This is a genomic window from Massilia varians (assembly GCF_027923905.1).
In the GTDB taxonomy this organism is placed as follows: Bacteria; Pseudomonadota; Gammaproteobacteria; order Burkholderiales; family Burkholderiaceae_D; genus Telluria; species Telluria varians_B.
Window position 1 is genome coordinate 1960613 of the sequence record NZ_AP026966.1, and the last position, 25535, is coordinate 1986147.

Below are 25535 nucleotides of genomic sequence, written 5' to 3' on the forward strand. Positions count from 1 at the left end.
CGCGTGGGCGGGGGACCCGCCCACCCGAACATCGATACCCGTAGGGTGGGAAGGTTCCCTGCCCACGCGTTCAACCAGCGTTTGCATGGCCAAACAAGGATTCATATGGCACACACCCCCCAAATCAAGATCCCCGCCACCTACATGCGTGGCGGCACCAGCAAAGGCGTGTTCTTCCGCCTGCAAGACCTCCCGGAAGCCGCGCGCATGCCCGGCCCGGCGCGCGACGCGCTCCTGCTGCGCGTGATCGGCAGCCCCGACCCCTACGGCAAGCAGATCGACGGCATGGGCGGCGCCACCTCCAGCACCAGCAAAACCGTGATCGTCGACCGCAGTACCCGCCCGGATCACGACGTCGACTACCTGTTCGGCCAGGTCGCGATCGACAAGGCTTTCGTCGACTGGAGCGGCAATTGCGGCAACCTGTCCTCGGCGGTCGGCTCGTTCGCCATCGCCAGCGGCCTGGTCGACCCGGCGCGCGTGCCGCGGGACGGCATGGCGACTGTACGCATCTGGCAGGCCAACATCGGCAAGACCATCGTCGCCCACGTCCCGGTCACGAACGGCGAAGTGCAGGAAACCGGCGACTTCGAACTCGACGGCGTGACCTTCCCGGCGGCCGAGGTGCAGCTGGAATTCCTCGACCCGGCGGCCGAGGAGGAGGGCGCCGGCGCGGGTGTGGCAAGTTCGATGTTCCCGACCGGGAACCTGGTCGACGAGCTGGATGTCCCGGGCGTCGGGCGGCTGCAGGCGACCATGATCAACGCCGGCATCCCGACCATCTTCGTGAACGCCGAGGCGATCGGCTACATCGGCACCGAGCTGCAGGAGGCCATCAACGGCGACCCGCGCGCGCTGGCCATGTTCGAGACCATCCGCGCCCACGGCGCCCTGCGCATGGGCCTGATCGCCAGCATCGAAGAGGCGGCCAAGCGCCAGCACACACCCAAGGTGGCCTTCGTGGCGAAGCCGGCGGGCTATGTCTCATCGAGCGGCAAGCAGGTGTCGGCGTCCGACATCGACCTCCTGGTGCGCGCGCTCTCGATGGGCAAGCTGCACCACGCGATGATGGGCACGGCCGCGGTGGCGATCGGCACCGCCGCCGCCATTCCCGGCACCCTGGTCAACCTGGCGGCCGGTGGCGGCGAGCGCGTGGCGGTGCGCTTCGGCCACCCCTCCGGTACCCTGCGGGTCGGGGCGGAAGCGGTGCAGTCGAACGGCGAATGGAGCGTCGCCAAAGCGATCATGAGCCGCAGCGCACGCGTGCTGATGGAAGGCTGGGTGCGCGTCCCGGGCGATTATTTCGAATAAACTCGAAGAAATGCTCGATGAAACGATTGATGGGCCGCAACAACACGGCCCATCATTTGTGCTTTTTAGTTTTGGAGCATCACGGCTTTGTGGTTTATGATTTCCAAATTGGCAAGTTAGCCGCGAGACAATCAGGAACCATGGACCGACACTCCGGCGAGCTCCAGCTCGCAGCGGGCAGCGCCTCTGCCGACCCGGCGCCGCCGCTTGACGCGCGCGATCTCGAGCAGGACATGCTGCGCATCGCCCTGCGCGACCAGCACGCCATCCTGGAAAACGCCCCGGTCGGCATCGTGTTTACGCTGCCGGGGCAGTTCAAGTCCTGCAATCCGCGCATCTGCGAGATGCTCGACTATTCCTACTCCGAACTGAGCCGCCTGCGTCCGGCCGACATCTTCACCTCGCCCGATGCCTACCAGGCGCTGGTGTCGGAAGCCTATCCCGTGCTGGCCACCGGCGGCCTGTACGAGAAGGGCGAGCACCCCTTCCGCCGGCGCGACGGCTCGATCATGTGGGCGCGCCTGCGCGGCCGCGCGGTCGACCCCGGCGCGCGCGAGGCCGGCACCATCTGGATCGCCGAGGACGTGACGCAGACGCGCCAGGCCATGATCGAGGTCCAGGCCATCATGACCAATGCCACGATCGGCATCATGTTCTCGCGCAACCGCGTGATCCAGCGCTACAACCCGGCCTTTGCCGCCATGTTCGGCTGGCGCGACGGCGAGGCGCTGGGGCGCTCGACCCGTATCCTGTACCCGGACGACGACAGTTTCGTCGCGGGCGGCGCGCGCTCCTGTCCGCAGCTGGCGCGCGGCCTGCCGTACCGCGTCGAACTGGAACTGGTGCGCAAGGACGGCGCGCCGATCTGGGTGCAGGTCAACGGCTACCTGTTCAATCCGGACGACCCGGACCTGGGCACCGTGTGGATGTACGAGGACCGCACGCGCGAGAAAGAGGATGAGGTCCAGCTGCGCAATGCGCTGATGGAGAACCGCGCCATCCTCGACAACGCGGTGCTCGGCATCGCGGTGGTCGAGAACGGCGTCACCCTGCATTGCAACAGCAAGATGGAAGAGCTGTTCGGCAGTCCCGCCGGCGGCATGGATGGCGCCCCGGTGCGCTCCCTGTATCCGGACGAGGCCAGCTGGAGGCTGGCGCGCCTCGACACCGCGCGCAGCTTCGGCGCGGGCCAGGTGCACACGGCGGAATACCGGATGGCGCGGCGCGACGGCACCCTGTTCTGGGCGCGCCTGTCGGGCCGCCTGTTCGACGCCGACCAGCGCAGCGGACGCAGCGTCTGGCTGATCGACGACGTCACCGCGCGGCGCGAGGCGGCCGACGCGATCCGGCGCGCGCGCGACGAGCTCGAGATCCGGGTGGCCGAGCGCACCGCCGAACTGGCCGGGGCCAACGCCTTGCTGCAGGAGGAGATCGCGGAACGGCGCCAGGCCGAGGCGCGGGCGCACCACATGGCCTACCACGACAGCCTGACCGGGCTGCCGAACCGCGCGCTGCTGTCCGACCGGCTCGAGTGCGCGCTGCGCGCGGCCCACCGGAGCGGACGCAAGCTGGCCGTGATGTTCCTCGACCTCGACCGCTTCAAGACCATCAACGACTCGCTCGGCCACGCCACCGGCGACCAGCTGCTGCGCGAGGTCACGCGGCGCCTGTGCACGGCGGTGCGCGACAGCGACACCGTGGCGCGCCTCGGCGGCGACGAGTTCGTGGTGCTGCTGCCGGATGTCGGCGGCGCGCGCGACTGCGCGCAGGTGGCCGACAAGATCATCGACCTGCTGGCCACCCCGTTCCCGTTCGACGGCCGCAGCCTGCACATCACGCCCTCGATCGGCATCTGCCTGTGCCCCGACGACGGCGACGACGTCGACACCCTGATGCGCCATGCCGACGCGGCGATGTACCACGCCAAGGCCCTGGGGCGCAACAACTACCAGTTCTTCGACCAGCGCATGAACCAGGCGGCGGCGCGCCGCTTCGAGCTGGAATCCAACCTGCGCGGGGCGCTCGCGCGCGAGGAATTCGAGCTGCACTACCAGCCCATCATCGAAACCGCCACGCGCCGCCTGCACGGGCTCGAGGTGCTGCTGCGCTGGCGCCGGGACGGCCGGCTGCTGGTGGGGCCGGACGAATTCATCCCGATCCTGGAAGAGAACGGGATGATCGTGCCGGTGGGGGAGTGGGTGGTCCGCAGTGCCTGCGAACAGAGCATCGCCTGGCAGCGCCAGGGCCTGCTGGCGGTCCCGCTGGCGATCAACCTGTCGGCGCGCCAGTTCATGCATGACGCTCTGGTGTCGTCGATCCGCCGCATCGTCGGCGAGACCGGCATCGATCCCGCGCTGGTGGAATTCGAGTTGACCGAGACCGCGCTGATGCAGCACGGCGGCCAGACGCTCGAGATCCTGCGCCAGATCAACGACATGGGCATGTGCCTGTCGATCGACGATTTCGGCACCGGTTACTCGAGCCTGGCTTACCTGAAGCGCTTCCCGGTCCGCAAGATCAAGATCGACCGCGCCTTCGTGCGCGAGCTGGAAGCCAGTGCGGAAGACCGCGCCATCGTGGCGGCGGTGATGGCGCTGGCCAACAGCCTGGGGCTGTCGGTGGTGGCCGAAGGCGTCGAGACCGAGGGGCAGCTCGCGCTGCTGGGCGGCTACGGTTGCCAGTTCGCGCAGGGCTACCTGTTCGCGCGGCCACTTCCGGCCCTTGATGTGGCGCGGCTGCTGGCCGCTTGAGGGTCAGTCCGCGAGGGTCGCGACCACCGGCGCATGGTCCGACGGCTGTTCCCACTTGCGGGTGTCGCGGTCGATGTGGCAGGCCGTGCAGCGTTTCGCCAGCGCCTCGGTGAGCAGGATGTGGTCGATGCGCAGCCCGCGGTTGCGGCGGAAGGCCAGGTTGCGGTAGTCCCACCAGCTGTACTGCTTGTCCGGCTGCTCGAACAGGCGGAAGGCATCCTGCAAGCCCAGCTCCATCAGCGCCGCGAGCGCCGCGCGTTCCGGCGCGGTGAAGTGGATGTGGTTTTCCCATTCGCTTGGCTCGTGCACGTCGCGCGCTTCTGGGGCGATGTTGTAGTCGCCCAGCACGGCCAGCGCTGGATGCCTGCGCATTTCCTCGGTCACCCAGGTGTGCAGCCCTTCCAGCCAGGCCATCTTGTAGGCGAACTTGTCGCTGCCGATCTCCTGGCCGTTCACCACATAGGCGCAGATGATGCGCATGCCGGCGATGGTCGCGGCGATCAGGCGCTGCTGCTCGTCTTCGAAATGGGGATTGCCGATCAAGACGTCCTCGATCGGGTGCTTCGAGAGGATCGCCACGCCGTTATAGGTTTTCTGGCCGGCAAAAACGACGTGGTAGCCGGCCGCGTTGATCTCGGCCAGCGGGAATTTGTCGTCGGTGAGCTTGGTCTCCTGGATGCACAGGACGTCGACCGGATTGGCTTCCAGCCAGGTGAGCAGGTGCTGGAGGCGGACTTTCAGCGAATTGACGTTCCAGGTGGCGATCTTCATGGGCACGGGATAGGTGGCAAAGGCGGCATCATAAACCGTTTGCAGGACCAGCGGAGGGCCGGCGGCGCCATCACTTTCATGCATGCCAATTCGCCGATGTATTCTCGATGAATAAACGCCAATAATATGACAGTTGTATTTATGCCAGTCACGCGGCAACTGTTAATAAATAGCCACTAACATTGCGTACAATGCAAGGCGCTATGCTAGAATAACTTAATAGAATAATAAAAAATTGACGATTTTATGCTGTGCGGGCTGTAAAAATGTTCGCAAAAGAATTAAACTAGCGCCGAAGCATTTAACACTGTTTCTGTGTGGAATATAATAATTGCGTTAGGGCAACTAACGCTGTACTATTTGCCCACCCAGAAATAAGTTCGGTTGCCGCATGCTCGTTGAATCGTGCGCACATGTTGGCAAGATGCAAAATGGTACTATTCGGAATCTTGTTTTTTCGATAGCAAATGAACCCGAACGCCGATTTACAAAGGACTGAAATGCGCAATGCATTCGAAGCGTGGGCCCAACGCGAAGGCCACATCACGCGCCGCCGCGAAGACAAGCCCGAGGAATACCTCGTCTATGAAACCCAGCGCCGCTGGGTGATCTGGCAGGCAGCCCTGACGCATGGCGCCAAGGCCGCGGCCGAGGCGCCGTCGAAGTTCGCCAGGGACGCCGAGCAAAAGCCTGCGGTGACGCAAGACGAAGCCGCGGTGCGCAACCGCGTGCTCAACGAAGTGCTCGACGCCTTCAGCGAGCTGGATGAAGCCGCCGGCATGGAAGGCGTGCTGAAGGTCATCCAGGGCCTCAAGAAGAAGCAGAAGACGCTGGAAGAGACCAAGGCCTGAGTGGGTCTTGCCAGGCGCTACCGCCACTACAAGGGCGGCATCTACGAGCTGGTCTGCGAGGCCGTCATGGAAGCGGACCACACGCCCGTGATGGTCTATCGCGGCCAGGACGGCGCCGTCTGGGTGCGTCCGCGCGCCGCCTTCTTCGAGACCGTCAGCGTCGACGGCGCGGCCGTGCCGCGCTTCAGTGCGCTTCCCGCAGCCATGGACGACCAGGAGCCTTAGGCGCTCCAACCCTTCAGGATCTGCTTGTGCCTGCCGTTAATGGAGGCATACAGCATTTCTGGTGGCTCCATGGCGCGTTTTCCCCGGTTGTTCCTCTCATTCCTGTGTGCACCCCTGGTGCTGGGCGCTTGCGCCACCGTGTCGGATGCGCCCCTGCAGCAGCAGGTCGAACTGCACGCCGTGCTCGATTACCAGGAAGTCTCCGGTGTCGGTTGCCTTCTGAGCAATAATCTCGGCCGCTGGTTCGTGGTGGCGCCCGGGCGCGTCACCATCGCGCGCAGCGCCGAGCCGCTGGTCGTGAGCTGCAAGAAGGCGGGAATCGGGATGGGCCAGGAAGCCTTCGGCTCGCGTCCCGATGCGATGAGCCTGATGGGCAATGTGGTGATCAGCGCCGGCATGGGCATCGCGGTGGACAAGTACTCGGGCGCCAGCTGGGCCTATCCCGCCAACCTGACCGTGTTGATGACGCCGGCAAAGCCGCCCGCGGAACTGGCGGCGGCCGAACGGGTACAGAGTCCGGTATTCTGAAAGAAACATAGCCCCGCATGCGGGGCTATGTTGTTCGTGAAATAATATTTCACCGATGACGCCATGATGAAAGAATATTTCATCATGGCGTTTTCACGTCTTACACGCGGTTCATCAGGAAGGTGGTCAGGAGCGGCACCGGACGGCCGGTCGCGCCCTTGTTCGCACCCGACTTCCAGGCGGTGCCGGCGATGTCCAGGTGAGCCCAGGTGTACTTGCGGGTGAAGTTTTCCAGGAAGCAGGCCGCGGTGATCGAGGCCGCGCCCGGGGTGCCGATGTTGGCCAGGTCGGCGAAGTTCGACTTGAGCTGCTCGTTGTAGTTCTCGCCCAGCGGGAAGCGCCATGCGACGTCGCCGGCCTGCTTGCCGGCGTCCAGCAGTTCCTGGGCCAGGGCGTCGTGGGCCTCGTCGTGGCGGGTGAACAGGCCGCTGGTGTGGTGGCCGAGGGCAATGACGCAGGCGCCGGTGAGGGTGGCGACGTCGACCACGGCGGCCGGCTTGAAGCGCTCGGCGTAGGTGAGGGCGTCGCACAGGATCAGGCGGCCTTCGGCGTCGGTATTCAGGATTTCGATGGTCAGGCCGTTCATCGAGGTCACGATGTCACCCGGCTTGCTGGCGCGGCCGGACGGCATGTTTTCGCAGGCCGCCACGATGCCGATCACGTTCAGCTTCAGATTCATCTCGCCGATCGCGCGGAAGGTGCCCAGCACTGAGCCGGCGCCGCACATGTCGTACTTCATCTCGTCCATGCCGGGACCGGCCTTGATCGAGATGCCGCCGGTGTCGAAGGTGATGCCCTTGCCGACCAGCACGGTCGGCGCATCCTTCTTGTTGCCGCCCATGTGCTTGAGCACGATGAACTTCGGCGCTTCGTCGCTGCCCTTGGCCACCGACAGGAAACTGCCCATCTTCAGCGCTTCGAGCTGCTTGCGTTCCAGGACTTCGATCTCGAAGCCATACTGGTCGGCCAGCTGGCGCGCGGTGTTGGCCAGGTAGGTCGGGGTGCAGACGTTGGGAGACAGGTTGCCCAGTTCCTTGGTCAGCGCCATGCCGTTCGAGATCGCGATGGCCTGGGCCAGGGTCGGCTTGAGCGCAGTGGCGGCGTTCGCGGCGTCGGCCGCGATGACGATTTTGCGCACGCCGCTGGCCGCCGGGTCCTTCTTGCTCTTCTGCGTATCAGTACGGTGCTCGGTCTCGTTGGCCGCGATCACGAGTGCGCGCACCGCCCAGTTGACGTCGCGGTCTTTCACATCCGCCAGCGGGAATGCGATAATGGCATCCTGGCTGCCCAGGGTGGCGAATACCTTCAGGCTGGCCGCGAGCGCGGTGCTGTAGTTCTTTTCGCTGATTTCCTCGGCCGTGCCCATGCCGACCAGCAGCACGCGTGCCGCGCTCACGCCCTTCAGGCCGCGCAGCAGCAGGGTCGAACCGGCCTTGCCGCTGATGTCGCCGGACTTGAGCGCCGCGGTGATGTCGCCGCCGGCATCGAGCGCCTTGGCAGCCTGCGACAGGGTCTTGTTTTCGAACACGGCAACCGCCACCACGCCGGCTTTCGCGGCGGCCAGGGTGGTCTTGGTGTCGAATGCTTTTATGCTAAAGTCCATTTTTGGTTCTCCGGTTTGATTTCGCGGCGCATTTGCAAACAAACGTGCCTAACCTGCAATTATAGCTATATATTGAATGATCTTTCGACGCGCCCTGCAACGTGAATTGGCCAGTTCGGCCGGCGCCACCTTTACGGTGCTGTTCACGATCCTTGTCACCTGGACGCTCATCAAAGTCCTCGGCACGGCCGCCGGCGGCAAGGTCGACCCCAGCGACGTCCTGGCCCTCATCGGTTTCGCCATCCTCAATTACCTTCCCACCATCCTGACCCTCACGGTCTTCATTTCGGTGCTGGCCGCGGTCACGCGCAGCTACCGCGATTCCGAAATGGTGGTCTGGTTCGCTTCGGGCGCCTCGCTGATGCGCTGGATCCGCCCGGTGCTCACCTTCGGCCTGCCGATCGTGGCCGTGGTGGCCGCGCTGTCGCTGGTGGCGGCGCCGTGGGCGGCCCTGAAGCGCGCCGAATTCGTGGAGCGCTTCCAGAAGCGCGAAGACCTCAAGCGCGTGGCGCCCGGCCAGTTCCGCGAATCCTCGTCCAGCGACCGGGTGTTCTTCGTCGAGCGTTCCACCACCGGCGCCACCGTGGTGCAGAACGTATTCGTCAATTCGCAGGACAAGAACGGCAATACCTCGGTCGTGGTCGCCAAGGAAGGCGTGATCGAGTCCGATGGCAGGGGCGGCCAGTACCTGGTGCTGAGCAATGGCCGGCGCTATTCCGGCACCCCGGGGCAGGCCGACTTCCAGTCGATGGAGTTCGACCGCTACAAGATGCGCGTCGCCACCCGGGTGCCGGTGCTCGGCACCGACACGCCGGCCAACGCCTTGCCCACCTCGGTGCTGCTGCAGGTCGAGAACCAGTACACCCGCGCCGAGCTGCTGGCGCGCATCTCGGCGCCGATCATCTGCCTGGTGCTGATGCTGCTGGCGATCCCGCTCGGCTTCGTCAACCCGCGCGCCGGCAGTTCGGCCAACATGATCCTGGCGCTGCTGATCTTCTTTACCTACTTAAACCTGAACAAGATGATGGAGAAGAGCGTCCAGCGCGGCAGGTTCGATTTCGACATGGCCTGGTGGCCGCTGCACCTGGCCGCCGCGCTCACGGTCGCGGTGCTGTTCGCCTGGCGCCTGAACGTCAATCACCCCTGGCATCCGCTGGCGCTGCTAGGCGCCTGGAAGCGCCGCCGCGGCGGGCATGGCAAGGCGCCGGCAGCCCAGGCGCTGGCGAAGGCGGAGGCCGAATGAGCATCCTGCAACGCTACTTCGCGGTTAACATCCTGCAGGCGGTCGCCTTCGTGGCGGTCGCCTTCCTCGCCCTGATCTCCTTCATGGACCTCACCGCCGAGCTGCCTTCGGTGGGCAAGGGCGGCTACGAGTTCGAGCACGCGCTGATGTACGTGCTGCTGCTGGTGCCCGGCAACGTCTACCAGGTGATGCCGGTGGCGGCCCTGATCGGCACCATCTACACGATGGCGCAGTTCGCCTCGAGCTCCGAGTTCACCATCATGCGCGCTTCCTCGATGTCCACGCGCATGGCGGCCTGGATGCTGTTCAAGGTCGGCATCGTGCTGGTCCTGATCACCTTCGTCTTCGGCGAACTGATCACGCCGCGCACCGCGCCGCTGGCCGAGCGCGTGCGCCTGGCCGCCAAGGGCTCGACCATGTCGGGCGAGTTCCGCTCCGGCATGTGGACCAAGGACAGCATTCATGCCGAGGGCGTCAAGGGCCCGGTGATCGGCACCCGCTTCTTCAACGTGCGCCAGGTCCGCTCCGACGGTCAGCTGGTCGACGTGCGCCTGTACGAATTCGACGCCAACATGCGCATGCGCGCCCTGATCACCGCCAATGGCGGCAGCTACCGCGGCAACAATACCTGGCGCCTGACCGGCGTCACCGAGACCATGTTCACCAACAGCCGCGTGCTGCCGGCGCCGGGCGCCCCGGTGCCGCAGGGGCAGTCGGTCGCCGCCACCTTCGGCCAGGAGACCTCCGCCGTCGCCACCCGCAAGCTCGACAGCCTCGACCTGGCCTCGGAAATCACCCCCAAGATCCTGTCGGTGTCGCGCTCCGACCCCGAACGCATGTCGGCCAACGAACTGGCCGTCTACACCCGCCACCTGGCCGAGAACCGCCAGGAGACCGGGCGCTTCAAGGTGGCATTCTGGAAGAAGCTCATCGATCCGCTGTCGATCCTGGTGCTGATGGCGCTGGCGCTGCCCTTCGCCTACCTGCACACGCGCAGCGGCGGCGTGAGCCTCAAGATTTTTGTCGGCATCATGATCGGCGTCGGCTTCCTGCTGCTGAACGCCTTGTTCTCGAACCTGGGCGTCCTGACCGCGCTGCCGGCCTTCTTCACGGCGGCGGCACCGAGCCTGCTGTTCCTGCTGCTGGCGATCGGCGCCCTGATGTGGGTGGAAAGGCATTGACAAGCACATGACACGCGCACTCGTCCTGTTCGCCCACGGCGCCCGCGCCCAGAGCTGGGCCGCACCCTTCGAGCGCCTGCGCGCGCAGTCGCAGGCCAGGCTGCCGGACGTGCCGGTGCGCCTGGCTTTCCTCGAACTGATGGAACCGCGCCTGCCCGCCGCCGTCGACGCCCTGGTGGGCGAGGGCGTCGACCATGTCACGGTGGTGCCGGTATTCCTGGGACAGGGCGGCCACCTGCTGCGCGACCTGCCGCAACTGGCGGACGCCATCCGGGCCGCCCATCCCGGGCTGCGCCTGGAACTGGCCGGCGCCATCGGCGAAGACCCGCAGGTGCAGGCGGCCATGACCGACTACTGCATCCGCGCGCTGGACTAATGTACATTTGCCGTCCTGTCCAGTTTATGCTGGCAAGGCATTAACAGGCTTGGCAAAGCCGGCAATATTACGTTGGATTCGCGTCATATTGCCACATGGAATTTAATTTCCATCTTTAAAGTTAGGTTGCCGTAGGTCATCATCGTTTCTGTCCAGTGCCGCGCATGCCCGCGCGGCCCGCTTTCAGAAACTTGCCGCCCATGAGCACCGATACCACCGATTACGCGCCCGTCGGCATCCTCGACGACCGCGATGTCCTGTTCACCACCCTGCGCAGCGGCGACGTCGCCGCTACCCTGACCCCGATCGACTGGGGACTGCTGACCGGCGGCCGCTGGGTCATCGACGCCCAGTCGGTGCCGGGCCTGTTTTCGGTTTCCTACAACCCGGCCACGGACACCACGGCGCGCCTGATCCTCAACGACGCGGCGCTGCTGCCGGCGGCCGGCAGTGGCGTGGCGGTCACCGTGCATTACTACGACCGCAACCAGATCGACGGCTACGGCAATCCGCTGCCGGGCAAGGGTGTCGCCGAGACCCTGGTGTACAACGTCGAAGCGGGCAGCTCGCGCGACCTGCCCGGCTTCGGCGGCGAGTTTGCCCTCGGTGCGGCGGCGCCTGCCGCCAACCCCGAGCTGGCGACGCTGTCGACCGGCGCCTTCATCGCGGTCTGGCAGGGGCCCAAGGCCAGCGTGGTCGGCCAGCTGCGCAGCGCGGACGGCGCCGCGCTGGGACCGGTCTTCGCCATCAGTTCAAGCAGCGACGCCGCGGTGGAAGGCGCGCCCGCGGTGGCCGCGCTGGCCGATGGGCGTTCGGTGGTGGCCTACACCAGCACCGACGGCCTTGGCACCCGCATCGCCTACCGCGTCCTCGACGCCGGCGGCAGGCCGGGCGCCGAGATCGTCGTGGGCGCAGCCGGCCCGGATACGGCCATGCCCGACGTGGCCGCATTGCGCGACGGTTCCTTCGCAGTCGCCTGGCGCAGCGGCGGCCAGGTGCACGTGCGCAGCGCCGACGCCAACGGCAACCCGCTGGGCGCCGAGCAGGTCTACGGCACGCTGGGGACGGCCTTCAGCCCGAGCATCGCCGCCGGCGCCGGCGGCTACGTCGTCGCCTGGGGCGAGCTGGGCGACGGCAACGTCTATGCCGCGCAGGCCGGCGGCGCGACCATCCTGGTCAGCGGCGACGGACTGGCCGCCAGCATCGCCACGGCGGCGCCGCAGCCGAGCGTCACCGTGCTGGCCGGGGGCGGCTTCGTGGTGACCTGGGACAGCTATGCCAATTCCCCCTGGGGCTTCGCGAGCAGCGACATCTTCTTCCAGCGCTTCGACGCCGCCGGCCAGCGCCTGGGCGGGATGACGCAGGCGAACCTGGATGGCGGCGGCGGCCGCTTCGAGGCGAACACGGTCGCACTGGCCGACGGCGGCTTCCTGGTCGCATGGCAGAGCGCCGGCGGCGATTTCGACGGCAACGGCGTCTTCGGCCGGCGCTTCGGCGCCGATGGCGCCGCGCTCGACGCGCGCGAATTCGGGATCAACGAAATGCGCCAGGGCGACCAGGCCAACCCGGTGCTGAGCGTACTGGCCAACGGCGGATTCGCGGCCGCCTGGGTCGATACCCAGGCCGACGGCAGCGTCCAGGTCGAAGCGCGTGTGCTGGCCGGGAGCGCGCCGGCGGCAGGTACGGCGCCGGAACCGGCTCCGGCCCCTGTCCCGGCTCTGGCGCCAGCTCCGGCCCCGGCCCCGGCCCCGGCGCCAGCGCCGATCGTGACCCCGTCCCCCGCGCCGTCCCCGGGTTCGGGCGGCACCGGCACCAGCACGGGCAGCGGCTCCGCGGTCGCCGGCACGGTGCACGGCAGCGATGGCGCCAACCTGATCAAGTCCATCGCCGGCAAGCAGAAAATCGACGGCCTGGGCGGCATCGACACCGTCGAGTACGGCGGCTACAGGAGCCTGTTCGACATCACGCGCGGCGCGGCCGGCACCACCGTCGTCGACCGCTTCGGCGCCGGCGGCACCGACACGCTGGTCAACGTCGAGCGCCTGCAATTCGCCGACGTCTCGGTGGCATTGGACATCGAGGGTACGGCTGGCCAGGCTTACCGCCTGTACCGGGCGGCATTCGACCGCGCACCGGACAAGGCGGGCGTGGGTTACTGGATCAAGATGATGGATGCGGGCCAGACCCTGGAGCAGGTGGCGGCGGGCTTCGCGGGCAGCGACGAATTCAAGAGCCTGTACGGCGCCAACGCGAGCGACGCGCAGTTCGTGGGCCTGCTCTATAACAACGTGCTGCACCGCAGCGCCGAAGGCGCGGGTTACGATTACTGGATGAATGTCCTGACCGAGCTGCACACCCCGCGCGAGCAGGTGCTGGCCTTCTTCAGCGAAAGCGCGGAGAACCAGGCGCAGGTGATCGGGTCGATCCAGAACGGGATCGAGTTCCTGCCCTGGGGCTGAGGCAGGTCCTTACGATTGGTGTTCGCGCTTGGCGAGCGCCTCGCCCAGCATCACCAGCACCGGCCCATGCCCCGGCTCCAGGCCGCGCGCCAGATCGGATAAGCGCAAGCGCAGGATACGTTCATCCGCCCGGCTGCAGTTTTCCACCACTACCACCGGCAGGTCCGGGCGCCGTCCTTCCGCCAGCAGGCGCTCGGCGGTGGCCGCGGCTTCGCGCCCGCCCATGTATTGCACCAGGGTGTCGGTCTCGGGCAAGGCCGGGTGATCGGGCTGGCCTTGGGCGGTGCTGGACGTGAAGAAGGCGACGCTGCGCGCCACGCCGCGCTTGGTCAGCGGCTGCTTGGTCGCCGCCGCCGCCGCGACCGCGGTGGTGATGCCGGGGACGACTTCGACCTCGATGCCGGCCGCTTCCAGCGCGCGCAATTCCTCGTCGGCGCGCCCGAACAGCATCGGGTCGCCGCCCTTCAGGCGCACCACCTGCCTGAATTTGCCGGCGCATTCGACCAGCTGCTGGTTGATCAGGGTTTGCGCCGTGGAGCGCTGGCCCGAGCGCTTGCCGACCGAGATCAGCTCGGCCTGGCGGCACAAGGCCAGCATCTCGGGCGTGACCAGGGCGTCATAGAGCACGACGTCGGCCTGCGCGAGCAGGCGCGCGCCGCGTACGGTGATGAGGTCGGCGGCACCGGGTCCGGCTCCTACCAGATAGACTTTGCCCAGTGCCCCCATACGCTTCCTTCGCTTATTGATCCAGACGGATCATACCCGCTGCGACGGTCTGGTGGGTGACTTCGTCGATCAGGATGAAGGCGCCCGTTGCGCGGTTGTCGCAATAGGCGTCGGCCGCCAGCGGCTGCTGGACGGAGAGCTGCACGGTGGCGATGTCGTTCAGCTTCAGGCCCTCTGCCGCGTGGCGTTGCTGGGTGTTGACGTCCAGGATGCTGTCGACCTGCTTGACCTTGGCGGCGGTCTGGCGGGTACCATGTTTGATCCAGTACTTGCGGCGCAGGTCCAGCGGCTCGTCCGACATCCAGCACACGTCCGCTACCACCTGCTTGAGCTGGGTTGCCGGCTGCTCGGCGCTGGCGAGCAGGTCGCCACGCGAGATGTCCAGGTACTCGTTCAGCAGCAGGGTGACCGACTGGCCGGCCACGGCCGATTGCAGGGAACCGTCGAAGGTGACGATCTCCTTGACGGTCGCCTGCTGGCCCGAAGGCTGCACCACCAGCTTGTCGCCGACCGAGACCTTGCCCGACTCGATGCGGCCCATGTAGCCGCGGAAGTCCTTGGCTTCGTGGCCGTTGTGGCGCGCCACCAGTTGCACCGGGAAGCGCAGCGGGGCGGCGTGCGATTCGTCGTAGACCGACAGGCCTTCGAGCAGCTCGATCAGGGTCGGGCCCCCGTACCACGGCATCCGCTCGGAGGCGAGCACCACGTTGTCGCCGCTGAGTGCCGACAGCGGGATCGCGGTGACGTCCTTCAGGCCCAGCGACCGGGCGAATGCGCCGTAGGCCGCCACGATGCGCTCGTACACGGTCTGGTCGTAGTTCACCAGGTCCATCTTGTTGACGGCCACGATCACGTGCTCGATCTGCAGCAGCTTGGCGATGGTCGAGTGGCGCTTGGTTTGCGTGAGCAGGCTCACGCTGCCGTCCTCGCCCAGCTTCACCTTGGAGACGTCCACCAGGATGATCACGGCGTCCGCGGTCGAGGCGCCGGTCACCATGTTGCGGGTGTACTGCTCGTGGCCCGGGGTGTCGGCGATGATGAACTTGCGCTTCGGCGTGGCGAAGTAGCGGTAGGCCACGTCGATGGTGATGCCCTGTTCGCGCTCGGCTTCCAGGCCGTCGGTCAGCAGCGACAGGTCGATGGTGTCGCCCACGGTGCGCTTGTGCTTCGAGCGCGAGACGGCGGCCAGCTGGTCGGCGAAGATGCCCTTGCTGTCGTACAGCAGGCGGCCGATCAGGGTGCTCTTGCCGTCGTCCACCGAGCCGGCGGTAATGAAGCGCAGCAGACCGCGCTGGTTCAAGTTGTCAGTCATGGCGTTCATCAGAAATATCCTTGCTTCTTGCGTTTTTCCATCGAGGCTTCGGAGGTCTGGTCGTCCATCCGGGTCGCGCCGCGTTCGGTCACTTCGGTGACGGCGGTTTCGGAGATGATGTTCTCCACCGTGCTGGCACTCGACGCCACCGGGCAGGTGCAGGAGATGTCGCCCACGGTGCGGAAGCGCACGGTGCGGGTCTCGACGGTTTCGCCTTCACGGGCAGGGGTCAGTGGGGTCAGCGGCACCAGCAGGCCGTTACGCGGGATCACCTGGCGCTGGTGCGCGAAGTAGATCGGGGGCAGGGCCAGCTTTTCGCGGGCGATGTACTGCCACACGTCGAGTTCGGTCCAGTTCGAGATCGGGAACACGCGCATGTTCTCGCCCGGATGGACGCGGGTGTTATACAGGTCCCACAGTTCCGGACGCTGGGCCTTCGGGTCCCACTGGCCGAACTCGTCGCGGAAGGAGAAGATGCGCTCCTTGGCGCGCGCCTTTTCCTCGTCGCGGCGGGCGCCGCCGATGCAGGCGTCGAAACCGTGTTCGGCGATGGTTTCCAGCAGGGTCACGGCCTGGGCCGCGTTGCGCGAATCGGTTTGCGGGTTGCGCAGGCGCACGGTGCCGCGCCGGATCGACTCCTCGACCGAGCCGACGATCAGGCGCTCGCCCAGTTCCGCGACGCGGGCGTCGCGGAAGGCGATCACTTCGTCGAAGTTGTGGCCGGTGTCGATGTGCACCAGCGGGAACGGGAATTTGCCCGGGCGGAAGGCCTTTTCGGCCAGGCGCAGCAGGACAACCGAATCCTTGCCGCCCGAGAACAGCAGGGCAGGATTGCTGCATTCGGCGGCCACCTCGCGCAGGATATGGATGGCCTCGGACTCGAGGGCGTCGAGATGGCGCGCGTTCATGTCGGTGAGCACGCCCGCGTTGTCGAATACTGTCGTCATATTGTTTTGCCTGATAGAGGGCGGATCACGCCGCCACGGATTTGATGCGAATGAGTTTGCCGTCGACCACGTGCAGGCCGCATTCCTTCGATTCTGGGTTCTCCCACCACCAGCGGCCGGCGCGCACGTCCTCGCCCGGCTGGATCGCGCGGGTGCAGGGTTCGCAGCCGATCGAGGGGTAGCCGCGGTCGTGCAGGGCGTTGTAGGGCACCTTATTACTGCGCAGGTATTCCCAGACGTTTTCCTCGGACCAGTCGGCCAGCGGGTTGAACTTCTGCAGGCCGTGCGCGGCATCGTCTTCCTGCACGGCCAGTTCGGCGCGGGTGGTCGACTGGGCGCGGCGCTGGCCGGTGATCCAGGCCTTGTTGCCGGCCAGGGCACGCCCTAAAGGCTCGACCTTGCGCACGCGGCAGCATTCCTTGCGCATCTCGACGCTGTCGTAGAAGGCGTTCAGGCCGTTTTGCGCCACGTAGGCGTCGACCGCTTCCGGCTGCGGGCGGAACAAGGCGATCTGGTAGCCGTAGGTCTCGCGCACTCTGGCCAGCATGTCCAGCGTTTCGGCATGCAGGCGCCCGGTCTCGAGCGAGAAGATCCCGATCGGCAGTTTCGCTTTGAGGATCAGGTCGGTCAGGACCATGTCCTCGGCCGCCAGGCTCGATGCGAACACGGCGGGCGCGTAGTCGCGGGCGATGCGCGCCAGGATGGCGTTCGTTTCTTCGACGCGGCGGTGCAGGTCGCTCATGGTGCTTTCCTTAGATGCCGGCGCCGACGTCGGTGAGTTCCGGCGGCGTGCCACGCGGCGCGCGGCGGAACAGCGGCAGCGGCTGGTCGACCGAGGCCTGGTAGGTTTCCGAGAACACGGTCAGGCCCTTGAGCGCATCGATGATGCTGCGGTCCTGGCGGGTGGCGAAGGCGTCGAAGCCGACCCGCGACATGGGCCACAGCTGGTCGCGCAGCACGTCGCCGATCGCGCGCAGCTCGCCGGTATAGGCCAGGCGCTTGCGCAAATTGAAGGCGGTCGAGTAGCCGCGGCCGTCCGAGAACTTCGGGAAGTCCACGGCCACCACGCCAAAGCGGTGCAGGTCGTCCTTGAGCGCGGCCGCCTGTTCGTCTGGCGCCAGCCAGACGCCGATGTCGGCGCGGCCGGACAGGGCGGCGCGCTGGGCCTGCCATACGGTCAGCGGCACGATGACGCGGCCTTCCGGCACTTCCACGGTGTCCGGTGCTTCGCCTTCCACCAGGCGCAGCACGCTCCAGTCGTCCTCGACCACGTCGCGGTGTTTGATGATCTGCTTGTGCAGGACGAGATTAGGCATAGTGGTCTTCCCCAACCAGTTCGCCCGCCGCGATCGGCGTGGCATAGACATGTTCCTTGAACGGCGTGATGCCGAGGCGCTGCACGGCATCGACGAAACGTTCGCCTTCGAAGCGCTCGCGCACGTAGACTTCGAGCAGGCGGCCGACCACTTCCGGCATCTGCACGGCCGAGAAGGACGGGCCGATGATCTTGCCGATGGCCGAATGATTGCCCTGCGAGCCGCCGATCGACACCTGGTACCACTCGCTGCCGTCCTTGTCGACGCCCAGGATGCCGATCGCGCCCACGTGGTGGTGGCCGCAGGCGTTGATGCAGCCCGAGATGTTCAGTTCGATGTCGCCGATGTCGTGCTGGAAGTCGAGGTTGTCGAAGCGTTCCGCGATGGCGGCCGCGATCGGGAGCGACTTGGCGTTCGCCAGCGAGCAGAAGTCGCCGCCCGGGCAGGCGATGATGTCGGTCAGCAGGCCGATGTTCGGCGTGGCCAGGCCCTTGGCCTTGGCCAGCTGCCACAGTTCGAACAGCTTCGACTGCTCGACGTCGGCCAGCACCAGGTTCTGCTCGTGGGTCACGCGCAGTTCGCCGAAGCTGTACTTGTCGGCCAGGTCGGCCACGAAGTCCATCTGTTCGGCGGTGGCGTCGCCCGGCGGCACGCCGGTCTTCTTGAGCGACAGCACCACGGCGGCATAGCCCGGGACCTTGTGCGGCTTGACGTTGCGGTTGACCCAGTTGGCGAAGGCGCGGTTGTCCGCGTGCTGGGCGCTCACGTCGATGTCGTCCAGCTTGGCGTAGCCGTGCGGCTGGAACCATTGGGCGACGCGGTCGAATTCTTCCTGGCTCAGGGTTTCCGGACCGTCTTTCAGGTCGGCCCACTCGGCCTCGACCTGGCGCGTGAATTCCTCGACGCCCAGCGCCTTCAGCAGGATCTTGATGCGGGCCTTGTACTTGTTGTCGCGGCGGCCGTGCTGGTTGTACACGCGCATCACGGCTTCGGTATAGGTCAGCAGGTGCTGCCAGGGCAGGAAGTCGCGGATGACCGAGCCCAGGATCGGGGTACGGCCCATGCCGCCGCCGGCCATGAACTTGAAGCCGACTTCGCCCGCATCGTTGCGCACCAGGGTCAGGCCGATGTCGTGGATGGCGATCGCGGCGCGGTCTTCCAGGGCGCCGTTGATGGCCACCTTGAACTTGCGCGGCAGGGCGATGAACTCGGGGTGGAAGGTGCTCCATTGACGCAGGATTTCGGCGAAGGGGCGCGGATCGATGATCTCGTCGGCCGCCACGCCCGCGAATTCATCGGTAGTAATGTTGCGGATGCAGTTGCCGGACGTCTGGATGGCGTGCATCTCGACCGAGGCCAGGTCTTCCAGGATTTGCGGAGTTTGCTCCAGCTCAATCCAGTTGTACTGGATGTTCTGGCGGGTAGTGAAATGGCCGTAGCCGCGGTCGTACTTACGGGCAATATGAGCGAACATGCGCATCTGCTTCGACGCCAGCAGGCCATAGGGCACCGCCACGCGCAGCATGTAGGCGTGGCGCTGCATGTAGAGGCCGTTCTGCAGGCGCAGGGGGATGAATTCTTCCTCGGTCAGCTCACCGTTCAGGCGCCGTTCCACCTGGCTGCGGTACTGCGCGATGCGTTCGCGCACGATGAGATGGTCGTAGTGGTCGTAGCGGTACATGGTCTCGTCCAGTGAGGGCAGACCGTTGTTACACCGTCCACCCGATAAATGGTTGGCCAAGTGTACGGATGGGTGCTTATATTCCAAACTACGGAGAATTCATTTGCTTATATGCGTAACTTGAATAAGCATCTTAAAATGTCATCTGCTGACGCTTTAACAAGACCTATAGGACAACCGACCACCACATGAACCTTCACCAGCTGCGCTTCGTGCGCGAAGCCGTACGCCAGAACTACAACCTGACCGATGCGGCCAAGGCGCTGTTTACCTCCCAGCCGGGGGTGTCGAAAGCGATCATCGAGCTCGAGGAGGAGCTCGGCGTCGACATCTTCACCCGCCACGGCAAGCGCATCCGCGGGCTGACCGAGCCGGGCCGCCTGGTCCTGCAGTCGGTCGAGCTGATCATGCAGGAGATCGACAGCCTCAAGCGCATCGGCAAGGAATACGCGGCCCACGACAGCGGCAGCTTCACCATCGCCACCACCCACACCCAGGCGCGCTACATGCTGCCCAAGGTGGTGCAGGCCTTCATGCAGAAGTTTCCCAAGGTGCGCCTGTCTTTATTGCAGGGTAATCCGAAGCAGATTGCCGACATGGTCAAGAACGACCAGGCCGACCTGGCCATCGCCACCGAGTCGATCGCCGCCATCGAAGGCCTGATTACGCTGCCGTGCTACCAGTGGGAACACGTGCTGGTGGTGCCGGTCGAGCATCCACTGCTGCGCTCGAGAGCCGTGTCGCTGGAGGAAATCGCCAGCTACCCGGTCATCACCTACGACGCCGCCTTTGCCGGCCGCAGCAAGATCGACCATGCCTTCGGCCTGCGCAGCTTGAAGCCGGACGTCTTGCTGGAAGCCATCGATGCCGACGTCATCAAGACCTATGTCGAGCTGGGCATGGGCGTGGGCATCATCGCCGGCATGGCCTTCGACCCCGAACGCGACCGCAACCTGCGCGCCATTCCCGTCGGCCACCTGTTCGGCATGAACACCTCGCGCGTGGCGGTCAAACAAGGTGCCTACCTGCGCAGCTACATTTATACCTTCATCGAGCTGCTCGCCCCGACCCTCAACCGCAAGATGGTCGAGTCCGCCATGCGCGGCGGCGAGAACTACGAACTGTAATTACAAGGAAACACCATGAGCACCAACCCTGTCGCCGATTTCTATACCGCGATTGCGGAACATTACGACGCCCAGTTCCACGACGAGAGCGACGAAGACCGCCAGGACGACCTCGACGACGTCGCCGAACAGGTCGGCGAGCTGTTGCGCGGCCACACCGTGCTGGAACTGGGCTGCGGCACCGGCTACTTCACCGACGTGATCGCCGAGACGGCGCAATCGGTGCTGGCCACCGACATCAGCGAAGCGATGCTCAACGTCGCGCGCGAGCACGGGGAAGGGCTGGAGAACGTGCAGTACCGCGTGGCCGATGCGCTGAATTTGCCGACCGACCTCGGTAAATTTACGGCGGTATTCGCCGGCTTCCTGTGGTCGCATTTCAAGAAGGAAGAGCAGGACGCCTTCATCGCCGGCCTGCGCGCCCGCGTCGGCTCGAACGCACTGCTGGTGCTGATCGACGACGAGTACGTCGAGGGCGCCAGCCCGACGGTCGCACGCACCGATGCCCAGGGCAATACCTGGGCCCAGTTCGTCGACGCCGAAGGCAAGCGCCACGAGCTGCCCAAGAACTACCCGACCGACAGCGCGCTGCGCAAGCGCCTCGGCACGGCGGTGCGCGAGATCAAGATCGGCCGCTGGGACAGCTGCTGGGCGCTGACCTGCCGCCTGAAGTGATCGGCACCCTCAGATATTCGTCTGCTCCGGGGGCACCCGGTCCGGCAGCGTCTGCGAGTCCGCCCCGTCCCCGGGCCGGGACGGCGGCCGCATGCCGACCACGTAACTCGTCATGCTGAGCGAACCGAGCGCCCTTGCCTCGGCAAACGGGGCGGCCATTTCGCCGCTGGCCTGGCACAGGCCGGCAAGGTAGGCCAGGGGCAGGAAATGCTCGGGTGTGGGCACGGCGAGCGCGTAATCTTGCGCGGATTCGACCCCGGCCAGCTCGCTAGGGGCGCTCGTCATCAGATCGCGCACGCGGGCGTCGAAGCGGTCTGCCCAATCGAAGCCTTGGTTGCCGCGCGCCCAGTCGACCAGGCGCAGATTGTGGACGACGTTGCCGCTTCCCAGGATCAGGACGCCGCGATCGCGCAGCGGCGACAGGCGCGCGCCCAGGTCCATGTGGTAGGCGAGCGGGGCGCCCGCATGGATCGACATCTGCACCACCGGCACGTCCGCCTCGGGGAAGACATGTGCCAGGACCGACCAGGTGCCGTGGTCGAGCCCCCAGCTGTCCATGTCCATGCCGATATAGGTGGGTTGCAGCAGTTCGGCGACTTCATGCGCGAGGTCGGGGCTGCCCGGCGCGGGATAGTCGAAGGCAAACAGCTCCTTCGGAAAGCCGTAGAAGTCGTGGATCACCTTGGGACGCGGCATTGCGGTGACCGCGCTGCCCTGGATGAACCAGTGCGCCGAGATGGCCAGCACGGCGCGCGGCCGTGGCAGCACGCGCCCAAGCGCGCGCCAGGTATCCGTGAACTCGTTGATTTCGAGCGTGTTCATCGGCGAACCGTGGCCGATGAAGACGGCGGGCATGCGGGGACCGCTGGTCGACATGGTGCTCTCTCCTTGGCCGCGCTGCGGCAGATCCGGTGTGGTCGATGGTACACCGGGATCGCGGCGCGCGGCGATCCCCATGGCCGGACACCCTTGCCCGGACCAGGCCGGCGACACCATCTTGCAAGATTGACTACAGTTGAGTGACCCTTCAACGACTTGCACAGGAGCCCCTCACAATGAACTTTCGCAGCCTGCTTTCCTCCGTACTGATCGGCGCTGTCGCCAGCGCCCGCTCGATGACCCCGATGGCCACCATCGCCACCGCCCGCATGGCCAAGCGCGACACCCCGGGCGAACTGTTCCTGCTCGACCGCCCGCTGTTCAAGTACGGCGCACTGGCGATGGGCGCGGGTGAGCTGATCGGCGACAAGATGAAAACCGCGCCCGACCGCACCGTGTTCCTGGGCTTGCTGGCGCGGGTCATGAGCGCCGGCATCGCCGGCGCCGCGCTCGCGCCGCGCGGCCACGAAAAGGCCGGCGCGGCGGCTGCGGTTGCCACCGCCGTGCCGCTGGCCTACCTGACCCTGGCCGGCCGCAAGCAGGCCATGGCGCGCATGGGGCAGACCCGCAGCGGACTGATCGAAGACGCGCTGATCGTCGCCGCCGGCAGCGCCATCGTGGCCTTGTCGACCCGCGGGCAGCACGAGCATGGGCGCACGCCGCTGCAGCGCGCCACCGCCCGCTGAGCGACGCTGCTTTTTAGCGGGGCGCCTCGTCCGCCTCGAAATCCAGCGTATCGGTATCGCGGTCCGTGGCCAGCGGCCCGCCCAGCAGCTTGAGCCAGGTGAAGCCGGCGACGCCCGCCACCAATGATGCGACCAGGATCGCCATCTTGGAGGCGTTGATGGTGTCGCCCGCGCCGACGAAGGCGAGGTTGGTGATGAAGATCGACATCGTGAAGCCGATTCCGCCCAGCAGGCCGGCGCCCAGGATGTGGCGCCAGGCCAGGTCCAGCGGCAGCCGGCACAGCCCGAGCGCGACCGCCGCAAAGCTGAACAGGAAGATCCCGACCGGCTTGCCGGCGACCAGGCCGAGGATGATGCCGAGGCTGTTCGCGCTGAGCAGTTCGGTTTCCCACCCGGCCCCGATGATGATGCCGGTATTGGCCAGCGCGAAGATCGGCAGGATCAGGAAGGTCACCGGCTTGTGCAGGATGTGTTCCAGCCGGTGCGAGGGCGACTGAGCATCGTCTTCCCTGCTTGAATACGGGATCGTGAAGGCCAGCAGGACACCCGCGATGGTCGCGTGCACGCCGGACTCCAGCATCAGGAACCACATCAGCGCGCCACCCGCTATGTACGGCAGCAGCGCCATCACGCGCAGCACCCGGTTCAGCGCCAGCAAGCCGGCGAACACGGCCAGCGCCCCCAGCAGGTACAGGAAGGACAGCTCGGCGGTATAGAACAGGGCGATGACGACGATCGCCCCGAGGTCGTCCATGACGGCCAGCGCGGTCAGGAAGATCTTCAGCGAAGCCGGCACCCGGCTGCCCAGCAGGGCCAGCACGCCGAGCGCGAAGGCGATGTCGGTGGCCATCGGGATGCCGACGCCGGCCTGGGTCGCCGTGCCGGCGTTCAGGCCGAAGTGGATCAGGGCGGGCACTGCGATGCCGCCCGCGGCGGCCAGCATCGGCAGCATGGCGTTTCTCAGGTCGGACAATTCGCCGTTGACCAGCTCGCGCTTCAGTTCAAGGCCGATCAAGAGGAAGAAGATCGCCATCAGGGCGTCGTTGACCCAGTGCTCGATGCTCAGTCCGGCGACGTACTGGTGCCAGAAGCCGAGCCAGGCGGGGCCGAGCGTGGAGTTGGCGACCGACAGCGAGAGGATCGTGCAGAGGATCAGGATGATGCCGCCGGCCTTGCTCGACGCGAAGAATTCCTTGAAGCTCAGCGAGAGGGGGCGTTCGATGCGGATCATGCAGCCTCCATGGCGGCATGACGGGAAACGGAGGTGGAGATGGGATGGACGTTGTGCATGGGATGGTCGCGCATAAACCGCGTGGCGGCCCGACCATCGCGCATCCTGTCGTGCCTTGCGCGGCACGATCACCCGCGGTCATGATACCACGCCCGGCAGGCCGGGCGTGGCCTGCCGTGCTTAGCGGACGGTTTCCGCGGTCTTGTCCTGCGCTGCCGCCTGGCTGTTGCGCTGCACCCAGTAGTCGGCGTTCTTGATGCCGAGCGCCACCGGATCGAAGACCGGGTCCTTGCCCTGGGCCTTCTGGGCCTCGTAGTCGCGCAGGCACTTGAAGGCCACGTTGCGCATCAGGAGGATGGCGATGATGTTCAGCCAGGCCATCAGGCCCACGCCCAGGTCGCCCAGCGCCCAGGCCGCATCGGCGGTGCGGACGGTGCCGTAGAAGGTGGCGGCGATGATGCACAGCTTCAGCACGAAGGCCATCCACGGGCGGCTGGTGGCGCGGTTGATGTAGGCGATGTTGGTCTCGGCGATGTAGTAGTAGGCCACGATCGTCGTGAAGGCGAAGAACAGCAGGGCGATGGCGACGAACAGCGCACCGAAGCCCGGCATGATGTTTTCCAGCGCGGTCTGGACATAGCCCGGACCGGCGGCCACGCCCTGCACGCCGGTGAACATCGGGGTGCCGTCCGGCGCCTGGACGTTGTACTGGCCGGTGATCAGGAGCATGAAGGCGGTGGCCGAGCACACGAACAGGGTGTCGACGTAGACCGAGAAGCCCTGCACCAGGCCCTGCTTGGCCGGATGGCTCACTTCCGCCGCCGACGAGGCGTGGGGGCCGGTGCCCTGGCCGGCTTCGTTCGAATACACGCCGCGCTTGACGCCCCACTGGATCGCCATGCCGATGATGGCGCCGAAGCCGGCGTCCATCGCGAAGGCCGAGCGGAAGATCAGGCCCAGTACGTTCGGCAGCTGCTCGATGTGGAGGGCGACGATGATGCAGGCCACCACGATGTAGCCGAGCGCCATGAAGGGCACCACGTATTCGGCGAAGGTGGCGATGCGCTTGACGCCGCCGAAGATGATGAAGGCCAGGGCGATCGCCAGCAGCGCGCCGGTGACGGTGGTATCGACCCCGGCGGCGGTCTTGAGGCTTTCGGCGATCGAATTGGCCTGCACGCCCGGCAGCAGCAGGCCGGTGGCGATGACGGTCACGAACGCGAACAGCAGGGCGTACCATTTCACGCCCAGGCCCTTTTCGATGTAGAAGGCGGGGCCGCCGCGGTACTGCTTGTTGATCGATTCCTTGTACACCTGGCCCAGGGTCGATTCGACGAAGGCCGAGCTGGCGCCGAGGAAGGCCACCATCCACATCCAGAACACGGCGCCGGGGCCGCCGAAGGTGATGGCGGTGGCGACGCCGGCGATGTTGCCGGTGCCGACGCGGCCGGCCAGCGTCATGGTCAGGGCCTGGAAGGAGGACACGCCCTGGTCGGAGCTTTTTCCGTCCATCATCAGGCGGGTCATTTCCCGCAAGTGACGCAGTTGCAGGAAGCGCGAACGGACGGAGAAATACAGCCCGGTGCCCAGGCACAGCGCGATCAGCGCCGTGCTCCAGACATATTCATTCAGGGTAGTGACCAACTCATTCATTTAC

Annotated in this window: 23 protein-coding genes; 12 read left to right on the forward strand and 11 right to left on the reverse strand. The window is 66.2% G+C overall.

Going from position 1 to position 25535, the window contains the following annotated elements; translation table 11 throughout:
• The first annotated feature begins 105 nt into the window (after positions 1-105).
• Both prpF and MasN3_RS08945 read left to right on the forward strand, forming a co-directional pair.
• Entirely contained in the window at positions 106-1311 is a 1206-nt protein-coding gene (gene prpF / locus MasN3_RS08940) for a 2-methylaconitate cis-trans isomerase PrpF (protein WP_281913640.1), read from the forward strand.
• A 140-nt stretch (positions 1312-1451) separates the two neighbouring features.
• Complete coding sequence (locus MasN3_RS08945) at positions 1452-4061, forward strand: sensor domain-containing protein (RefSeq protein WP_281913641.1); 2610 nt, start codon at positions 1452-1454, stop codon at positions 4059-4061.
• 3 nt (positions 4062-4064) lie between these two features.
• On the opposite strand, the gene xth is transcribed toward MasN3_RS08945, so the two are convergent.
• Positions 4065-4832 (reverse strand): exodeoxyribonuclease III, encoded by a 768-nt coding sequence (gene xth, locus MasN3_RS08950; protein ID WP_281914468.1) that lies wholly within the window; start codon positions 4830-4832, stop codon positions 4065-4067.
• Positions 4833-5332: 500 nt separating this feature from the next.
• Here xth and MasN3_RS08955 point away from each other — a divergent pair, with 500 nt between their 5' ends.
• The 3 genes from MasN3_RS08955 to MasN3_RS08965 all read left to right on the forward strand — a co-directional run bounded on the left by MasN3_RS08955 (position 5333) and on the right by MasN3_RS08965 (position 6436).
• Positions 5333-5683, forward strand: coding sequence for a hypothetical protein (locus MasN3_RS08955; protein WP_281913643.1), 351 nt, complete (start codon positions 5333-5335; stop codon positions 5681-5683).
• A complete protein-coding gene (locus MasN3_RS08960; protein ID WP_281913644.1) occupies positions 5684-5908 on the forward strand; it encodes a DUF1653 domain-containing protein in 225 nt (74 codons plus the stop codon).
• A gap of 69 nt (positions 5909-5977) precedes the next feature.
• On the forward strand, positions 5978-6436 hold the full coding sequence (locus MasN3_RS08965; RefSeq protein ID WP_281913645.1) for a hypothetical protein: 459 nt from the start codon (positions 5978-5980) through the stop codon (positions 6434-6436).
• Positions 6437-6536: 100 nt separating this feature from the next.
• Here MasN3_RS08965 and MasN3_RS08970 read toward each other — a convergent pair whose 3' ends face one another.
• A complete protein-coding gene (locus tag MasN3_RS08970) occupies positions 6537-8039 on the reverse strand; it encodes a leucyl aminopeptidase (RefSeq protein WP_281913646.1) in 1503 nt (500 codons plus the stop codon).
• Between the two features lie 76 nt (positions 8040-8115).
• Between MasN3_RS08970 and lptF the strand changes: the two genes are divergently transcribed.
• From lptF to MasN3_RS08990, 4 genes are all read left to right on the forward strand, one after another.
• Positions 8116-9282 (forward strand): LPS export ABC transporter permease LptF, encoded by a 1167-nt coding sequence (lptF, locus tag MasN3_RS08975; protein ID WP_281913647.1) that lies wholly within the window; start codon positions 8116-8118, stop codon positions 9280-9282.
• Entirely contained in the window at positions 9279-10463 is a 1185-nt protein-coding gene (lptG, locus tag MasN3_RS08980) for an LPS export ABC transporter permease LptG (RefSeq protein WP_281913648.1), read from the forward strand. The genes lptF and lptG overlap by 4 nt, the downstream gene beginning before the upstream one ends.
• Positions 10464-10470: 7 nt before the next feature.
• Entirely contained in the window at positions 10471-10839 is a 369-nt protein-coding gene (locus MasN3_RS08985; protein ID WP_281913649.1) for a sirohydrochlorin chelatase, read from the forward strand.
• A 200-nt stretch (positions 10840-11039) separates the two neighbouring features.
• Entirely contained in the window at positions 11040-13298 is a 2259-nt protein-coding gene (locus tag MasN3_RS08990) for a DUF4214 domain-containing protein (protein WP_281913650.1), read from the forward strand.
• Between the two features lie 9 nt (positions 13299-13307).
• Here MasN3_RS08990 and cobA read toward each other — a convergent pair whose 3' ends face one another.
• Genes cobA through MasN3_RS09020 form a run of 6 tightly spaced genes read right to left on the reverse strand, consistent with a single transcriptional unit; the run spans position 13308 to position 19280 of the window.
• Positions 13308-14024: a uroporphyrinogen-III C-methyltransferase gene (cobA, locus tag MasN3_RS08995; protein WP_281913651.1), complete on the reverse strand. Its 717-nt coding sequence runs from the start codon at positions 14022-14024 to the stop codon at positions 13308-13310.
• Between the two features lie 13 nt (positions 14025-14037).
• A complete protein-coding gene (locus tag MasN3_RS09000) occupies positions 14038-15345 on the reverse strand; it encodes a sulfate adenylyltransferase subunit 1 (RefSeq protein WP_281913653.1) in 1308 nt (435 codons plus the stop codon).
• Entirely contained in the window at positions 15345-16283 is a 939-nt protein-coding gene (gene cysD / locus MasN3_RS09005) for a sulfate adenylyltransferase subunit CysD (RefSeq protein WP_281913654.1), read from the reverse strand. The genes MasN3_RS09000 and cysD overlap by 1 nt, the downstream gene beginning before the upstream one ends.
• Positions 16284-16308: 25 nt before the next feature.
• Complete coding sequence (locus MasN3_RS09010; RefSeq protein ID WP_281913655.1) at positions 16309-17025, reverse strand: phosphoadenylyl-sulfate reductase; 717 nt, start codon at positions 17023-17025, stop codon at positions 16309-16311.
• 10 nt (positions 17026-17035) lie between these two features.
• Positions 17036-17599: a DUF934 domain-containing protein gene (locus MasN3_RS09015; RefSeq protein ID WP_281913657.1), complete on the reverse strand. Its 564-nt coding sequence runs from the start codon at positions 17597-17599 to the stop codon at positions 17036-17038.
• A complete protein-coding gene (locus tag MasN3_RS09020; protein WP_281913658.1) occupies positions 17592-19280 on the reverse strand; it encodes a nitrite/sulfite reductase in 1689 nt (562 codons plus the stop codon). Before MasN3_RS09020 ends, MasN3_RS09015 begins: the two co-directional genes overlap by 8 nt.
• Positions 19281-19468: 188 nt before the next feature.
• Between MasN3_RS09020 and MasN3_RS09025 the strand changes: the two genes are divergently transcribed.
• Together MasN3_RS09025 and MasN3_RS09030 are read left to right on the forward strand one after the other, a co-directional pair.
• The gene (locus MasN3_RS09025) at positions 19469-20407 is read left to right on the forward strand and encodes a CysB family HTH-type transcriptional regulator (RefSeq protein ID WP_281913659.1); all 939 of its coding nucleotides are present in this window, start codon (positions 19469-19471) and stop codon (positions 20405-20407) included.
• A 15-nt stretch (positions 20408-20422) separates the two neighbouring features.
• Positions 20423-21082: a class I SAM-dependent methyltransferase gene (locus MasN3_RS09030; RefSeq protein WP_281913660.1), complete on the forward strand. Its 660-nt coding sequence runs from the start codon at positions 20423-20425 to the stop codon at positions 21080-21082.
• A 9-nt stretch (positions 21083-21091) separates the two neighbouring features.
• Here the strand turns inward: MasN3_RS09030 and ygiD are convergent, their stop codons facing one another.
• The gene (gene ygiD / locus MasN3_RS09035; RefSeq protein ID WP_281913661.1) at positions 21092-21958 is read right to left on the reverse strand and encodes a 4,5-DOPA dioxygenase extradiol; all 867 of its coding nucleotides are present in this window, start codon (positions 21956-21958) and stop codon (positions 21092-21094) included.
• 179 nt (positions 21959-22137) lie between these two features.
• Here ygiD and MasN3_RS09040 point away from each other — a divergent pair, with 179 nt between their 5' ends.
• Complete coding sequence (locus MasN3_RS09040; RefSeq protein ID WP_281913663.1) at positions 22138-22647, forward strand: hypothetical protein; 510 nt, start codon at positions 22138-22140, stop codon at positions 22645-22647.
• A 13-nt stretch (positions 22648-22660) separates the two neighbouring features.
• On the opposite strand, the gene nhaA is transcribed toward MasN3_RS09040, so the two are convergent.
• Positions 22661-23878, reverse strand: coding sequence for a Na+/H+ antiporter NhaA (nhaA, locus tag MasN3_RS09045; protein WP_281913664.1), 1218 nt, complete (start codon positions 23876-23878; stop codon positions 22661-22663).
• A 180-nt stretch (positions 23879-24058) separates the two neighbouring features.
• On the reverse strand, positions 24059-25531 hold the full coding sequence (locus MasN3_RS09050) for an alanine/glycine:cation symporter family protein (protein WP_281913665.1): 1473 nt from the start codon (positions 25529-25531) through the stop codon (positions 24059-24061).
• Positions 25532-25535 lie beyond the last annotated feature (4 nt).

Bases quoted from the DNA above. Each gene is read 5' to 3' on its own strand.
- prpF (WP_281913640.1), top strand. From the start codon at position 106: ATGGCACACACCCCCCAAATCAAGATCCCCGCCACCTACATGCGTGGC.
- MasN3_RS08945 (WP_281913641.1), top strand. From the start codon at position 1,452: ATGGACCGACACTCCGGCGAGCTCCAGCTCGCAGCGGGCAGCGCCTCT.
- xth (WP_281914468.1), bottom strand. From the start codon at position 4,832: ATGAAGATCGCCACCTGGAACGTCAATTCGCTGAAAGTCCGCCTCCAG.
- MasN3_RS08955 (WP_281913643.1), top strand. From the start codon at position 5,333: ATGCGCAATGCATTCGAAGCGTGGGCCCAACGCGAAGGCCACATCACG.
- MasN3_RS08965 (WP_281913645.1), top strand. From the start codon at position 5,978: ATGGCGCGTTTTCCCCGGTTGTTCCTCTCATTCCTGTGTGCACCCCTG.
- MasN3_RS08970 (WP_281913646.1), bottom strand. From the start codon at position 8,039: ATGGACTTTAGCATAAAAGCATTCGACACCAAGACCACCCTGGCCGCC.
- lptF (WP_281913647.1), top strand. From the start codon at position 8,116: ATGATCTTTCGACGCGCCCTGCAACGTGAATTGGCCAGTTCGGCCGGC.
- lptG (WP_281913648.1), top strand. From the start codon at position 9,279: ATGAGCATCCTGCAACGCTACTTCGCGGTTAACATCCTGCAGGCGGTC.
- MasN3_RS08985 (WP_281913649.1), top strand. From the start codon at position 10,471: ATGACACGCGCACTCGTCCTGTTCGCCCACGGCGCCCGCGCCCAGAGC.
- MasN3_RS08990 (WP_281913650.1), top strand. From the start codon at position 11,040: ATGAGCACCGATACCACCGATTACGCGCCCGTCGGCATCCTCGACGAC.
- cobA (WP_281913651.1), bottom strand. From the start codon at position 14,024: ATGGGGGCACTGGGCAAAGTCTATCTGGTAGGAGCCGGACCCGGTGCC.
- MasN3_RS09000 (WP_281913653.1), bottom strand. From the start codon at position 15,345: ATGAACGCCATGACTGACAACTTGAACCAGCGCGGTCTGCTGCGCTTC.
- cysD (WP_281913654.1), bottom strand. From the start codon at position 16,283: ATGACGACAGTATTCGACAACGCGGGCGTGCTCACCGACATGAACGCG.
- MasN3_RS09010 (WP_281913655.1), bottom strand. From the start codon at position 17,025: ATGAGCGACCTGCACCGCCGCGTCGAAGAAACGAACGCCATCCTGGCG.
- MasN3_RS09015 (WP_281913657.1), bottom strand. From the start codon at position 17,599: ATGCCTAATCTCGTCCTGCACAAGCAGATCATCAAACACCGCGACGTG.
- MasN3_RS09020 (WP_281913658.1), bottom strand. From the start codon at position 19,280: ATGTACCGCTACGACCACTACGACCATCTCATCGTGCGCGAACGCATC.
- MasN3_RS09025 (WP_281913659.1), top strand. From the start codon at position 19,469: ATGAACCTTCACCAGCTGCGCTTCGTGCGCGAAGCCGTACGCCAGAAC.
- MasN3_RS09030 (WP_281913660.1), top strand. From the start codon at position 20,423: ATGAGCACCAACCCTGTCGCCGATTTCTATACCGCGATTGCGGAACAT.
- ygiD (WP_281913661.1), bottom strand. From the start codon at position 21,958: ATGTCGACCAGCGGTCCCCGCATGCCCGCCGTCTTCATCGGCCACGGT.
- MasN3_RS09040 (WP_281913663.1), top strand. From the start codon at position 22,138: ATGAACTTTCGCAGCCTGCTTTCCTCCGTACTGATCGGCGCTGTCGCC.
- nhaA (WP_281913664.1), bottom strand. From the start codon at position 23,878: ATGATCCGCATCGAACGCCCCCTCTCGCTGAGCTTCAAGGAATTCTTC.
- MasN3_RS09050 (WP_281913665.1), bottom strand. From the start codon at position 25,531: ATGAATGAGTTGGTCACTACCCTGAATGAATATGTCTGGAGCACGGCG.